We start from the raw sequence: 14,824 nt of genomic DNA, 5'->3' as shown, positions 1-14,824 counted from the left end.
ATATCAAAATTGCGTTACACTCAATGTCAGTCTTTGCGTTATACTGTAATCATCTCTGCCCATAGATTTTTCACAAAATCAACTTCTCATTTTAGTTTAGTTCATTTAGGTTATCCCTTTTTTTTGTATAAAATACTTTCATAAAGTTTCCAATGAAATATCTAATAACAAATGCACATGGACGTTGGTTCAAATAAAATTGCTACTAGTTCCGTTCCGAATTCTTCTTAGGTACTGACCGCACTACTAAATTCGAGATACAAGCTTCTCAAATGCACGTGGTCATTGCCAATAGGCAAAACTTCTTCTTCAAAGATCGTAAACTTTATAACAAATAATGGTAAAATTTTAATAAATTTTTTACAAAAATATCGTCTGAAAACTTATTAATTACAGTTTTATATGCCTCAGAGCCAATTAATTGAGCCTTTTCGTGATTCAGTAAAATATCGCTGATAAAGTTACAAAATTCAACAGTATCTTTTGCTATGAATCCATTAACTGTATGAACTATAACGTCCCGATGACCGGGTATATTAGAAACCACCACAGGTTTTTTTTCTAACATTGCTTCTAATAAAGAAAACGGTAATCCTTCCCATAATGAGGCTTGTATAAATATAAAGCTTGCACGTAATATTTGGTTAACTTTATCTTTAGGAAGCCAGCCCGTAATTGTTACAGGTAAACCCAAGCTCTTAGCTTTTGCTTCAAACTCTATCCTTAAATCTCCATCTCCAATCCAGACAAAATTTAATTGTGGATATGTTTTAACCAAATCATTAATTATTGATAAAATTTCAAATGGATTTTTTGCTGCTGTTAGCCTTCCTATTGTTACTATCTGATAGGGATTTACACAAGTTTCACTCCTATCAATAACTTGACCTGTATCCACAGAATTAAAAATTAATTTCACCCTTGTTTTCTTCCTGTTCAATTTTACTGCTTGATTGTATTCTTCTTTAGAAACACAAAGGAAATAAGTGGTCCTTATTAACTGTGCTGCTGTTTTCTCTATAAAGAAGTAAAAAAACCTTTTCATTTTAGAAATATCTTTTCTCAAAAACGAAAAACCATGAGGTGTGTAAATAGTTTTTACTCGCAAGTTTATAGATGCAATACGTCCTAAAATCCCAGCTTTTGAAGAATGTAAATGCAATAAATCGGGCTGAACTGTTTTTATTATTTTCCTTAAGTAGTATATATTTAGAATATCTAATGGCAATGATATATTTCTCTTCATTATTAATTTAATGAACTGAGTATTTTTCGTAAAATCTTGAACAAAATTAACTGGGGTATCCTTTCTTAACGAATGAACGATTATATGGTCAGCATCAATGTTTTTCACAATTTTCGACACATACATGTATGAGCCGCCAGAAAAGCTTTCAATTACATGCAATATTTTCATTTATAACACCTTGTAATAATATCATCAAGATGACTTAATGAGTTGTTTACACTGTTCATTTCAGCTATCAGACGTCTCCTTTTTCTTTTTTCTTCATTCTCAGTATTTTTTAAATTATTAAAAGCATTTTTAAAATCTTCTGGTGTTTCGCATAAATAAATTACATCATTATATGGTTCTAAGGATGGTAATCTTGAGGCAAGCAAAGGCTTTCCAATCGCTAAACATTCGAATATTTTAGCTGGGATTATCCCGTCAGCAAAGGATGATAATTTATAAGGAATTATGAATGCATCATATTTATTAATTTCACAAAAGAGTTCATCTTGTTTAAATGGTCCTTTAATAGTGTAACGATTGGGGATATTTGCTGATTTCACGGCACCAATTAAATCTACTTTCACACCATTTTGCTCAAGTATATCCATATAACCCCAATCAATTCTATCGTCAATTGCTCCGAAAAAACAAATAGATCTAAACTCGTTGATATATGGTTCTTGATATTTAAATTTTTCAGTATTAACTCCTTGATGTAATTGATGTACATTATGGTGCATATTGTTATATTGGGTATAAAGAAGATTAGAATCTGTAATAACTGTGTCCACTATTTTCATTAATTGACTTATAATTCTATCATAATCTTTAGGCTTTTCATTATGGTCAGAGAAATTCGCAACACAGTCGAATATAACTTTGCTAGGGGAAAGTTGTCTTAATAATTCTATAGATGTAAATGATGGCAGATATATAAATGCAATATCTCTTTCATTAAAACCTAAAGATTTTATCTTCCTAATAAGTAACGGAATAAAAATATATTTATTTAGAAGTCTGAATATTATTCCATTAGGGGGAAATATTACAGGTTTAACTACGACCAAATTGCTAGGCTTGGGATTAACATATTTATTGTTTTTTTTAAATATAGAAATTATCCTTTTCCAATCTTTAACTTTCGGGTTACGGAATCCTGTATTCTCTAGATATATCACGTTATAATCTTTTGATAAATGTGTCATGAATATATGATGTCGTTGCCATAAAAAGTTCCAATCAATTGTTGAAATACATAGAATATTTTTTTTCATAAAGTCCATTACCTTTCGTATCTGTCCCTATAGAGAAAACGTCGCATAAGGCGACGTTTATAGTTTAAGCATCTTTTTCTTCTTTTGGTTGATAAACATTCATGACAGTTTTTGCATCTGCAAACATTTTAGTTTCTCCTTTATTAATCCATAAAGCTTTTTGACATATTTCTTCAATATCAGAAGCCCCATGAGAAACTAAAAGTAATGACGTACCAGATGATATCATTTGCTTAATCCTATTTTTACATTTTTTTTGGAACTCTACGTCCCCTACGGCTAAAACCTCATCTACAATTAGTATCTGCGGGTCGACCGAAGTTGCAACAGAAAACCCTAACCTTGCCTGCATTCCAGAGGAATAATATTTCACGGGAACATCAATAAACGACTCAATTTCAGCAAAATCAACAATTTCATCAAATTTCTTTGCAATCTCCTTTTTAGTCATTCCCAACATCATACCATTAATAAACACGTTATCTCTTCCGGAAAAATCGGGGTGAAATCCAGCGCCTAATTCTATCATAGCAGATATCTTTCCATTAATATTAATTACCCCTTTAGTTGGGCTCATGATTCCAGTTAATAGCTTAAGTAATGTACTTTTACCTGAACCATTTGATCCTACTATTCCGAGACTTTCACCCTTTTCAAGCTTAAATGATATATCTTTAAGTGCCCAAAAATCTTTTGTAATTTCTTTATTTCTTTTTTCTTTCCTTAATGAAAAAATTTGAGAAAGACTATTTACCCTGTTAGAGCTAATAGAAAACTTCTTCCAAATATTGCTTACCTCAACTGTCACCATCACATGACCTCCGCAAAGGAGCCTTCTAATTTCTTAAAAATTAATATCCCGATAAACAAAGTTACAATAGATATGCTAGTAGTAAGAAGCAAATCGTTTATATTTGGGCCTGTTTTACCAAATATAGCGGTAACTTCCATGTGAATAAGTTGTCCTATAGGATTATAACTAAAATACTTTCTTATATCTTCAGGGATTTGTTTAACAGTATAGAGTACAGGAGATATATACATCCATAGCATTAAAACAACACTAATAATTTGACTTACATCCCTAAAAAACACATTTATTGCTGAAAACAAATATGCTAATCCTGCAGTAAACATCAGTTGAACAATCAATAAAAGTGGTAACCATAAAACTTCCTTTGTGACGGAAATATCATAATAAACCATTAACACAATCAGGATCAGTAAAGAAAAAATAAAATCAACAAACCTTGCTATTATAGAAGAGGACGGTAATATAATTCTTTCAAAAGAAACCTTCGATAACATTGTGGCATTACCTACTAAACTATTCACGGACGACATAATTGAATTTGAAAATAACTGCCAGAGGGTAAGACCACAGAAGAGAAACACTAAATAAGGGACCCCTTCAACCCCCTGAGATTTAAACATATTATTAAAAACAAACCCCCATACCAACGCCATAAGCATAGGGTTTATAAGAGCCCAATATATTCCTAGTACCGACAACTGATATCTAATTTTTACATCTCTAACTGCTAATACTAAAGTTAAGTCCAATGATTTTCTCGCTTTTTTTAAAAAAGATCCCATATAAGTTCCTTTCTAGATCAGATCAGGAGAATAACTTATCCAACTTTAATTTCATAGCGAGCTTTAAAATTTTTTTAAATTTATTATTCTTCCAAAGAATCATTAATTTCTGTTTCAGTTCTATAGGCAACTCGTTTGTGTCAAAATTAATATTCGATATATCGTTGTTAATATTAACAAATCCACAAGGGGGCAAATTCCATGTAGGATTGTCATACAAATGGGCTGGACCATTGTTGTTTACAATATTAAATATTTCTTTTGCATACATGTTATAAAAGTCACTATTTTTTTCAGTGATCAATCTATACAAATAATTTTGGTTATCAGGGTTAAATTGTCTTGACATAGAATCGGCTCTAATCCTGTAGATAAACAAAGGCTCAGTAATAACTACTCCTCTGCAATTGGCTTTGACCATTCTTATCGCACTTTCATAATCTTCCATACCATAAACCATATCTGGGTCATTTAAGCCATTTCTAACGAAATCATCCTTTTTATAAACAAGTGCACTACTATTTACTGTATTGTGCACTAAGAAAAAAGGCGGTTCCGGATTCCAAGTAGGCCATAAATTTTCCGATCCTTCAAAGAATTGAGTCCAACATCCAACAAAGCTTACATTGTCATAAGCTTTCAAAATATTAATTGCCTTGGTGTAGTAATTTGGAGCAACTTTATCATCCGCATCAAGAAAAGTAAGATACTCTCCTTTTGCGTATTTAACTCCTTCATTTCTTGCACTTGCCAGTCCACCATTGTTTTTACTTATTATTTTAACTGGATATTTATCCTTAAGTTCTTCTAATTTTTTAATGCTTTCTTCATCTGTACTCCCATCATTAATGAGAATTATTTCATAATTTGTGTAATTAACTGATATTAAAGAATCTAAGGTTTCCTGGATCCATTTCCCCATATTATAGTACGGGATAACAATGCTCAATAAATCGGGTTCGTTTATTGAACCCACCGATGGTAAGTTTGCTAAATTTTTGTTACTCTTAGTTTTTATTTCTCTGATAAAGGGATATATCCTGCTTTGGGAAGGATTATTGATTTTAATTTTCCACGCATCTAATTTATTCTTATAAACATTTTCATAAGAGCAATAATCGTTTATTCTCGTGACTGCTTCTTCTCCATAATTAATAATTTCAGTATCCGTTAGTTGTAATAAGTGGTCAAAAGCTTGCTTAAATGAATCATGATTTTCGATTTCGAACAGTAAACCATTCTTTGTATTTTGAATTATTTCCCTTTGACCACCACTATCGGAAGCAATAACCAATTTCCCATTAGACATTGCCTCTACCACAGCATAAGAGAAGCTTTCAAATAATGAAGGTACAAAAATTACTTTTGCTTCAGACATCTGCTCATAAGCTTCTTTGGGATTTAACAATCCAGTAAAGTTAATGAGCCCTTTATCAATATATTTTTTATATTTTTTTGTTAAGTATTCTGTAAAGGAAATGTTTTTGGGAGCGAAAAAACCATCACCTCCAATAACTTTTAGAGGTAGTTTCATGCCTTCATCCCAATAATAGCTTAAATGCCTCAGTAGTTGGTCTAAACCTTTGTGATATTGAACCCTACCGAAAAATACCATTTCCTCCGAAATATATTTGTCCTTCTTCTCGTTTAGCAAACTTTGAGCTTTATAAGGATTAGGTATAACATATGCATTCCCAATTTTCAAAGAATATTTCTTTTGAAGTTGATCTAATAAAAATTGACTAGGAGAAATTACAATATCAGCTGCCTGTATACAGTACCTTTCCATTTCACCTATCCAAAAATCAGGCAATTTATAAACGGATGCTTGACAAATGTCATCAACAATAAACTTTGGAGTATGCAAATTTATTGATATAGTTAAATCTTGCAACAAGGGATTTAATTGTTTTTTGCGTAATAATAAGAAATATGCTATCCCTGAATAATCTTGACTTTCGATGATATCAGGTGCACCTTCATCTCTTATCAGCTGTTCAACCACTTCAGCAAACTCATAACTTAATGCAGCCATATAACCCAAATTCCTGTATATGGAGATTTGTGCAGGCCTGAATCTATATACTGTAATTTTTTCTTTCGTATTTTTGTCAAACGGTATAGATAGGTTACTATCTGGTAAAATAACAGTAACATCATGCCCATTTTCAGCCAACATTTTACTTGTATGAAGACAATAAGTGCTAATCCCCCCACCAAAGAAAGGAGGAAACTCGGTTGTCAATAACCATATTTTCAAAACTATGCCCTCCCCCGTAATATTAGTAAGACCAGTTTCCTACTTTTTCTAAAGAACCATCCAATTGATGTTTTGTCCATAAACGTCCTATATATTTTTATCATTTTCCATGTTCTCATGGAATAAATTTCCGACAACTCATTTTGAAGATTAGATTTAATTGCCTTTTCTTCATTTATTAATAACCAGAGATTATTTAATTCCTGAGTAAAATTCGCTTTTTCCTTAATTAATAAATTAAGCATGGTTCTGTAATTATCCCGATCCTCAGCAAGTAAAGAAACTTTCTTTTTTAATCTTTCTTTATCTTCCAGTAAAAATTCGTGTTTTTCTTTCAACTCAATATTAATCTTATATAACTGTTCCAAATGTTGTAAGTTTTCTTTTAACTCAGCATTTTCCTTCTCAAGTTGCTCATACTTATTGCTTATTAGTAAGTTTTCTGCTGTTAATAATTCTTCTTTTTTCTCTTTTAATCTCAATTCCATTTCGAGCAATGTTATTTTCTTAATCAAATTCTCTTTTTCTTGTAAATTTGCTTCTTTTATTTCATTAATATTTTTTGTATAGTTATGCTTTAAGTAATCTATATTTTCCCATAAATCATTCAAAGGCTTACGATATATATCATAACATACGCTATCCAAAGAATCATAGATTTCATTATTTGAACAAACTGCGACCATGTATAGATGAATATCAATTGGTAAATCTGTAGGAGTAATATTGTTATCCTCTATACTTATTCTGTTGTGAAGAATCGTTTCCCTTGGAGTATCCATTCCCCAAATTACGCTACTCATATTTGTTTCCTGGTAATAAAATTGAATTTGTGAAAAATGTTTACTAAGTAAATCTCGGAACTCCGCTTGATAAAGTTCTTTAAGGTGATATGGATTTTTTTCTTGGTACAAATCTGTTCGATTTTTATCTGGTGTTGAAATAAATAATACTCCATCTGGTTTAAGTACTCGTTTAATTTCTTTTAGAAAACGAAGTTGGTCTTCCTCGGGCATATGTTCTATTGTCTCAAATGAAGTAATAATATCGAAAGACTTATCTGCAAACCTTAAATTGGTTGCATTCCCCATATTAAATTCTAGATTTTCTTTTTGATATTTATTTTTTGCATTATTTATAGAGGTCTCGTCTAAGTCAACTCCTATTACCCTTTTAGCTTCTTTAGACAATGTAAAAGCCCCATATCCTTCTCCACATGCAAGGTCGAGCACAACTTTTCCCTTTACAAATTTACTAGCAATTAAATAACGGTGCCAGTGGAACAAAATTTCTACATAGTCGTTTGAAGACTGAATGTCAATTCTTTCAACGGTCATTGTTTACCCCCGCGTTTTCCAGTTTACTTTCAATTTGAAGTTGTAAATATTTTAGTACATCATCTTTCAATTCTGGATGTTTTAAAGCAAACTCAATCGTAGTTTTAATAAATCCTAATTTTTCGCCGACATCATATCGTTTTCCCTCGAAGTGATAAGCATAGACTTTTTCGAAGCTTGTTAGCTTCGAAATTGCATCTGTTAATTGTATTTCCCCACCTGCGCCACTTTCTTGACTTTCAAGTATATCAAAAACTTTTGGTGTTAGGATATATCTTCCGAGAATCGCCAAATTCGAAGGAGCCTTATCCTTAGTGGGTTTTTCAATTAAGCTATTTATGGAGTAGCATCTTTCAGTGATTTCATATGCATCAATAATGCCATACCTAGAGACCTCATCATAGGGTACTGGTTGTACACCGATAATTGATGCCTGATATTGGTCATACAAATCTATCATTTGCTTTAGACATGGTCTCTCTGCCTGAACCACATCATCCCCTAGTAATACAGCGAACGGTTCATCTCCAATAAATTTTCTTGCACACCAAATAGCATGCCCTAAACCACGCGGCTCTTTTTGTCGAATATAATGAATATCGGCCATCTGGGAGGGCTTTTGAACCTCACTAAGTAAATCCATTTTACCTTTACTTAATAAAGAGTGCTCCAACTCATAGTAACTATCAAAATGGTCTTCAATAGCCCGTTTGCCTTTTCCGGTCACTATAATTATGTCCTCTATCCCTGAAAGCACTGCTTCTTCAACAATATATTGAATAGTTGGTTTATCTACTATTGGAAGCATTTCTTTGGGCATAGCTTTGGTTGCGGGCAAAAAACGTGTCCCCATACCAGCGGCTGGGATAATGGCTTTTCTTACTTTTTTCATTAACGAATTTGCCTCCTGAGCGTATATAATATATTACAATTTTAATAACAAGAATTATGACGGATTTTCTCGAATTTCATTGTAACAAATGAATGTTGTAAATACTAGCGGTTGATGTTTTCCTATGCTTATTTACATTATCTATGTTAAAATAATGTCGGAAAATAAAAAAAGGAGACGAACCATGAGCAGCAAAAAGGGGTACTATGTACCTAATAAAAAGGAACAAAAAACTATTAGAGATTCCTCTTCAGAGAATCAGTCAATCATTTATTGGGCCCTTACAATATTTTCTGTTTTTTTTCTGGTATGGGCCCCATTTCAAAAGGCTTTATTTAATGGAAATTCGTTTGATTTTGAACGCCCAATCTATTCTACTTTAATTTGGGCATGTATTCTTCTATTTTTGATTTCTGTCAACATGTATTTCCAAACAAATTTCTTCACTAGATCATTTCTTATAAGTGCTCTCGTTTGGATGATACCACTAACGTTCTTGTTTTCTTCGCTCCATCCAGCTTCTCGTTATTATGCTAACAATATGAATCTAATAGAGATAGCATTTTGTGTCTTTTTTCTTCTTGGTTATTCATTAAGCAGAACCGAAAAAAGCCTCTCTATATTAACCAACATTGTATTAACAACAGGATATATCGTAGTAGGGTTCGGGGTTATTAATTGGTTTGGTAACAAAGAGCTAGCCTACAACTTGGTTAGCTGGTTTGCAGCCGAAATGAAAAATATTAATTTTTATCAAGATGCTATCATGGCGGACCAGAATGGAGTAAGGTTGACATCCTCTTTTCAATACGCCAATGCTTATGCAGCTTTTCTTATTGCCCTACTACTCGGTGCTTTGTATCTCGTCTCAACATCAAAACGATGGTATAGCATTGCATACCACTCGTTTATGATCATTCCAATCTATACTTCTTTTTGGGTGACTTTATCGCGCGGCGCTCTCGTAATATTACCTGTCATTTTTTTAGTATGCATGTTGATCCTAAAACCGAATAAGCAATTAACCTTACTTATACACACGATTATTGCTACCCTTATTTCTTTCATTGTTTTAGGACCCATATCAAATATTGGAGTAGAACAGGTTAAAAGCTATAATTCTGCGCTATCCTTAAAAGGATGGGGATTTCTATCAGCCTCAACAATTATTTTTACTTTTATAGTTATGATAATTCAGAAATATGTTGTACCTATATTTAACAGTAAACTTGTGAAGATTAATAGTTTTCGTTTTTCCAACCTTTACTTCCCTGCGGGAGCTATCTTGGCGGGTGTTTTAGCAATAACTTTGCTACTGAGCAACAATGTTATTTTAAATTTATTGCCTGAGAACATTAAGCAACGGGTTGAAAATATTAATTTCCAACAAAATAGCGTATTAGAACGTGGCACATTTTATGTAGATGCCATAAAGTTATTCCAGGACTACCCAATCACAGGAGCAGGTGGCGGCGCATGGTCCGCCTTATATGAGAAATATCAGAACAACCCCTATGTAAGCCGTCAGGCTCATAACTTCTTCCTGCAATATCTGGTTGAAACGGGAATCGTGGGAATGACCGTATTTTTACTGTTACTTGCCGCCGTATTCTGGATCTTTATTCGGACTCATAGACAAAGCATTGAAGAATCCAACGACCGTCGCATGGTCTTTTACATCATTGCCGTATCCTTACTCATCCATAGTATGATTGACTTTGATTTGAGTTATGTGTACCTGGGCATTCTACTGTTTTTATCTCTTGGCGCTATGATTTCCGGAGATACGACAGAGTTTAGGAGCCGCTGGGTTGACACGATTAACAAATACAGATGGGTCTATCCTTCGCTTCTGATGGTATTCTCCATTGTGATGTTTTTCCAATCTACCCAACTTCTTAGCGGGAATACTCATTTTAAAAATGCCGTTGCTCTGGCTCAAGCGCAGAAGCCTGTTAGTGAAATCTTCGCGTCCTTGGATAAGGCGATTGTTAAGAATCCAGGACATCCTGACTATGTTGGATATAAAATTGACATTTTACTACAGCTTTACAACCAGACGAAAGAAGAACGTTATTACACGGAAGCACTTGCGCTTATCGGACAGATTAGAACAACGGAATCTCATAACCGAATGCTGCTGGAGAAAGAAATTTATGCTTATCTGATGAAGAATGATTTAGAGAAGGCATTAACCTTGGTAACAAGCCAAATAGAAAATTTCCCATGGGATATTTCGTTATATGAGAGAAGTGTTACTCTGAACACGTCTCTTGGGGATAAGGCACAAACGGAGAACAATGCTCAGAAGAAAGATCAATACTGGAACCGAGCGTTCGAAACCTATTACGCTGTAATAGAAAAGCAGAAGGTACTAACCGCTTTGCCTAAGGAGCAGCAACAGGGTAGAGCTTTCAACGTTACTAAAGCAATGGGTTTGAATCTTGGACAAATTGAGTATATCCGCGGGAAATACAGCGAAGCAGAAAAATTATTAAGCATTGGAATGGATACAAACGTTCTAGATGATATGGGTAACCGCCTGCAGGTTCGCTGGTACCTAGCATCCTTACAGAAGCAAGGGAAGAACGACCAAGCTTTGCTGGATAAGCTAGTTGCTAAGGATGCGAATGAGCGTTCTGAAATTCAAAATCTAGTGAATGCTAAATTTTAAGTACTAAATCCGATGCTTGCTTGTTACAGGCATCGGATTTTTCTTTTGTGTTAAAAAAACTACAAAAAATTCTACAAAAAAAGACAGTTTGGTGGTAAAATCGTGTGGGGGAATAATCTATTTCTCGACAATTTAGGTTTTACGACCTATGACTCAGTGAAGTCAGCATAGGAAAGGAGGTGCACAAATACATGCACAACAAACTAGACTTACATGCTTTGCTTAGAGATGAGAGGAGAAGGATCCGTTTGAAATCTGCTGTAATGAAGAAAATGTCAAAGGTATTATGCGTTCTGTTGATCGTTTCTATGTTCTTGCCGGTGCTTGCCTCTGCCGCTACAATCGAAGCGACTTATGATGGCAGCTCCGTATCGGGCAGCGTATATTCCGATGTATACTACGATGCGCCGATCACAATTACGGTGTATGGACCTGACAGTACAACACTAATCACTACAACCACTGCTACATACTCGGTATACAACAGTGTATATCGCTATGATATCATCCCTGTTTCTATTAGCATGGCCTATCCGAAGGTTGTGTTGAAGACGGTTGAGGATTCAGTGTACGATGCGGTATACAGCAGTTATGTAGCTCCTGGTGATTCCGAAGCACCAACATGGCCTATAAATCCAAGTCTTTCTGTTACCGACGTAACTTATAAGAGCTTAAGCTTGAGTTGGCCGGTTGCAACGGACAATATGGCTGTAGTGAGCTATGAAGTATGGAAGAACGGAAACTTCTTCGAGAACCTATCTTTTGGCACCAATAGTTTGAGTGTAACCGGATTAACTTACAGCACTGAGTATACCTTTGCTGTTAAGGCTAAGGATGCACAAGGCAATGCTAGCTCGACTCTATCCGCAACGGTAACCACTCTTCCAGAACCGAGTGTTGACCCACAGGATACAACTCCACCAAGCTGGTCGAATAAGACGTTAACCGCAACCAACATCACCAAGACATCTCTGGTTTTGAACTGGACTGCAGCAACGGATGTACACGGTCCGATTGAATACTTTGTGTATCAAGGACAAACGAAACTTACAACAGTTACAGATGTGACTTACAACGTTAGCGGATTGACCGGGGAAACAAGCTATACTTTCTCCATTCTGGCGAAGGATGCTAAGGGCAATGTAACAACTGACGGCCCTACAGGTACCTTCAAAACGGATAAGGATAACAACGACAACGGTTCGAGCGGCGGTGGTGCTCCAGCTGGCGGTCTGACCACTGCAGCGGGCAAAATCGAAGCTAACAACGGTAAAGTTGATGCCTCCGTACTCTCCAAAGCATTCGAAGCTACTTCCAAAGTAGAAATCAAGGTAACCGGCGAGAAGGCTGAGCTTTCGGCAGCTGGTCTGGTGGAAGCAGCGAAGAAGAGCGATGCAGCAGTAACGATCGTTTCCGACAAAGGTACGTACACGCTTCCTCTGTCTGTTCTGAAGCTCGACGCTCTTGCGAAGTCTCTGGGTGTTGATGTAAAGGATCTGACAGTATCGGTTTCCATTACAGTTCTTAGTGGCGATGCTGCTACTGGCGTGAGCAGTGCAGTAAGCACTGCTGGTGCTACTTCCGTAGCTGACGCAGTTGACTTTGCTGTAACTGTAACAGGTAAGGATGGCAAGGCTGCATCGGTAGACTTCGGTAAGACTTACGTATCCCGTTCCCTGAACGCTACAAAAGCACTTGATTCCAAGAAAGCTACGGGCGTGCTGTACAACCCGGAAACAAAGAAGCTTTCCTTCGTACCAACAACCTTCGAAACGAAAGATGGTAAGACGGTAGCGACTCTGAAGCGTAATGGAAACTCCATCTACACCGTAGTGGAAGTGAACAAATCGTTCTCTGATTTGGCTAACCACTGGTCCAAGGCTGACGTTGAGCTGCTGGCTAACAAGCTGGTAGTTGAAGGCGTAGCTGAAGGCAAGTTCGATGCAGAGCGCAGCATTACCCGCGCTGAGTTCGCTGCTCTGGTTGTTCGTTCTTTGGGTCTGACGGAAGTATCCGGTAACGGCAACTTCAAGGATGTAAGCGCTGGCGCTTGGTACGCAAGCACAGTAGCAACAGCTGTTAATGCAGGTATCATTAACGGCTACGAAGATAACACCTTCCGTCCTGATGCTACAATCACTCGTGAAGAGCTGGCCGCTATGGTCATTCGCGCTCTGTCTTATGCAGGAGTTGCTTCTGAAGTAAGCAATCCTCAAGATGTTCTGAAAAAGTTCAAGGATGCCAATGACATCGTTTGGGCTCAAAAGGAACTGGCAGCTGCAGTTAATGCGAAGATCATCAACGGTTTGACAGATGACAAGATTAGTTCTTCCAGCCAAGCAACTCGCGCACAAGCAGCTACTATGCTGAAGCGTTTCTTGGATCTTGCTGATTTCATTAACTAAATCGTCGCACTTTAAGCACCCGGTCCTATTGCTATTGGACCGGGTGTTTTTTTATACAATTCAAAATTTAAGAGAGTAATCATCTAACTTTACTATTAACATTCATTGCCTACAGTTGATAACTTTCGGAACAAGGGAAATGATGCTATGATAAAATGTATAATACTAGAGAGGAGCTTAAAGAGAACATAATGAAATTGATAACCAAAATGTTAACAACCCTCGTGCTTGCTTCATCCATTTTACCTATTGGCAGCGCGTGGGCAGCTGAACAGGATGAAATCACCTACACCTTGGAAATGGTTGAGCCGACTAACTCGACGGTAACGGACAGTGTGTATGGTTCTTCGTTCGCCGATCTCGCCGACCACTGGGCAAAGAACACCGTTACTCAATTGGCCGGTAAAGGGATCATCTCCGGCGTAACGGATACCTCCTTTGAGCCTGACCGGAACATCACTCGTGCGGAATTTGCGAAAATTCTCGTTGGTGCTCTGAATCTGAATGTGGAAGCCAACGCTGTGTCCAGCACTTTCACTGATGTTAAAGCGGGCGAATGGTACACCGATGCTGTTACCACAGCTGCGAAAGCGAAACTCATTGACGGTTATGAAGACGGTACCTTCCGTCCAAACGCTTCTATCACAAGAGAAGAGCTGTCTGCTATGGTCATCCGTGCCCTGAGCTTCTCGGACATTGCTTCTTTTGTAAGTGTGGAAAGCCAAGGCACTTTGTTAGCCAAATATAATGATGCTGATCAAATCATCTGGGCACAAAAAGAAGTTGCGGCCGCCCTCAACGCTAAGATCGTTCAGGGCCTTACCGAAGATACATTGGGAACATCCAAACCTGCTACACGTGCTGAGGCGGCTACGATGATCCGCCGCATGATGGCCTATACAGCTGAATAATACCATTAAAAAAACAAGCCTAAGGACTCCCAAAAATCCTCAGGCTTGTTTTCTTTCACTACCTCACAGTACGCGAGATCTCGGCATATAACTTCTGCCAAGCAGGACTCATCTGCTCCAAATGAGGACTCGCCTCCACATCCATGTGCTGTAAGAGCTCCTCCACTTGCTTCGACCCCTTGGACTTGCCTCTACGCACGACCGATTGCTCGCCATCTTCCTTTCTCCTTCTTCCCAT

At 36.5% G+C, this 14,824-nt stretch carries 11 protein-coding genes; 3 read left to right on the top strand and 8 right to left on the bottom strand.

Going from position 1 to position 14,824, the window contains the following annotated elements:
- Positions 1 to 325 precede the first annotated feature (325 nt).
- The 7 genes from RAC89_RS14595 to galU form a co-directional block, all read right to left on the bottom strand.
- Complete coding sequence (locus RAC89_RS14595) at positions 326 to 1,372, bottom strand: glycosyltransferase (protein ID WP_373430018.1); 1,047 nt, start codon at positions 1,370 to 1,372, stop codon at positions 326 to 328.
- Positions 1,373 to 1,413: 41 nt separating this feature from the next.
- Complete coding sequence (locus tag RAC89_RS14590) at positions 1,414 to 2,442, bottom strand: glycosyltransferase family protein (RefSeq protein ID WP_306614300.1); 1,029 nt, start codon at positions 2,440 to 2,442, stop codon at positions 1,414 to 1,416.
- 133 nt (positions 2,443 to 2,575) lie between these two features.
- Entirely contained in the window at positions 2,576 to 3,322 is a 747-nt protein-coding gene (locus RAC89_RS14585) for an ABC transporter ATP-binding protein (RefSeq protein ID WP_306614298.1), read from the bottom strand.
- Positions 3,322 to 4,074 (bottom strand): ABC transporter permease, encoded by a 753-nt coding sequence (locus RAC89_RS14580; RefSeq protein ID WP_306614296.1) that lies wholly within the window; start codon positions 4,072 to 4,074, stop codon positions 3,322 to 3,324. The genes RAC89_RS14585 and RAC89_RS14580 overlap by 1 nt, the downstream gene beginning before the upstream one ends.
- A gap of 55 nt (positions 4,075 to 4,129) precedes the next feature.
- A complete protein-coding gene (locus tag RAC89_RS14575; protein ID WP_306614294.1) occupies positions 4,130 to 6,367 on the bottom strand; it encodes a glycosyltransferase in 2,238 nt (745 codons plus the stop codon).
- Between the two features lie 2 nt (positions 6,368 to 6,369).
- Positions 6,370 to 7,704, bottom strand: a complete 1,335-nt coding sequence (locus RAC89_RS14570) for a class I SAM-dependent methyltransferase (protein WP_306614292.1) — start codon at positions 7,702 to 7,704, stop codon at positions 6,370 to 6,372.
- Positions 7,694 to 8,596, bottom strand: coding sequence for a UTP--glucose-1-phosphate uridylyltransferase GalU (gene galU, locus RAC89_RS14565; protein WP_306614290.1), 903 nt, complete (start codon positions 8,594 to 8,596; stop codon positions 7,694 to 7,696). Before galU ends, RAC89_RS14570 begins: the two co-directional genes overlap by 11 nt.
- A gap of 184 nt (positions 8,597 to 8,780) precedes the next feature.
- Between galU and RAC89_RS14560 the strand changes: the two genes are divergently transcribed.
- The 3 genes from RAC89_RS14560 to RAC89_RS14550 all read left to right on the top strand — a co-directional run bounded on the left by RAC89_RS14560 (position 8,781) and on the right by RAC89_RS14550 (position 14,586).
- Positions 8,781 to 11,270, top strand: coding sequence for an O-antigen ligase family protein (locus RAC89_RS14560; protein ID WP_306614288.1), 2,490 nt, complete (start codon positions 8,781 to 8,783; stop codon positions 11,268 to 11,270).
- 191 nt (positions 11,271 to 11,461) lie between these two features.
- The gene (locus RAC89_RS14555) at positions 11,462 to 13,675 is read left to right on the top strand and encodes an S-layer homology domain-containing protein (RefSeq protein ID WP_306614286.1); all 2,214 of its coding nucleotides are present in this window, start codon (positions 11,462 to 11,464) and stop codon (positions 13,673 to 13,675) included.
- A 155-nt stretch (positions 13,676 to 13,830) separates the two neighbouring features.
- Complete coding sequence (locus RAC89_RS14550) at positions 13,831 to 14,586, top strand: S-layer homology domain-containing protein (protein ID WP_306614284.1); 756 nt, start codon at positions 13,831 to 13,833, stop codon at positions 14,584 to 14,586.
- A 58-nt stretch (positions 14,587 to 14,644) separates the two neighbouring features.
- Here RAC89_RS14550 and RAC89_RS14545 read toward each other — a convergent pair whose 3' ends face one another.
- Positions 14,645 to 14,824, bottom strand: a complete 180-nt coding sequence (locus RAC89_RS14545; RefSeq protein ID WP_306614282.1) for a hypothetical protein — start codon at positions 14,822 to 14,824, stop codon at positions 14,645 to 14,647.

This window comes from Paenibacillus sp. GD4, assembly GCF_030846225.1.
Lineage (GTDB): Bacteria > Bacillota > Bacilli > Paenibacillales > NBRC-103111 > Paenibacillus_G > Paenibacillus_G silviterrae.
The sequence above is the reverse complement of the archived record's forward strand: the minus strand, read 5'-3'. Positions and strand labels throughout refer to the sequence as shown.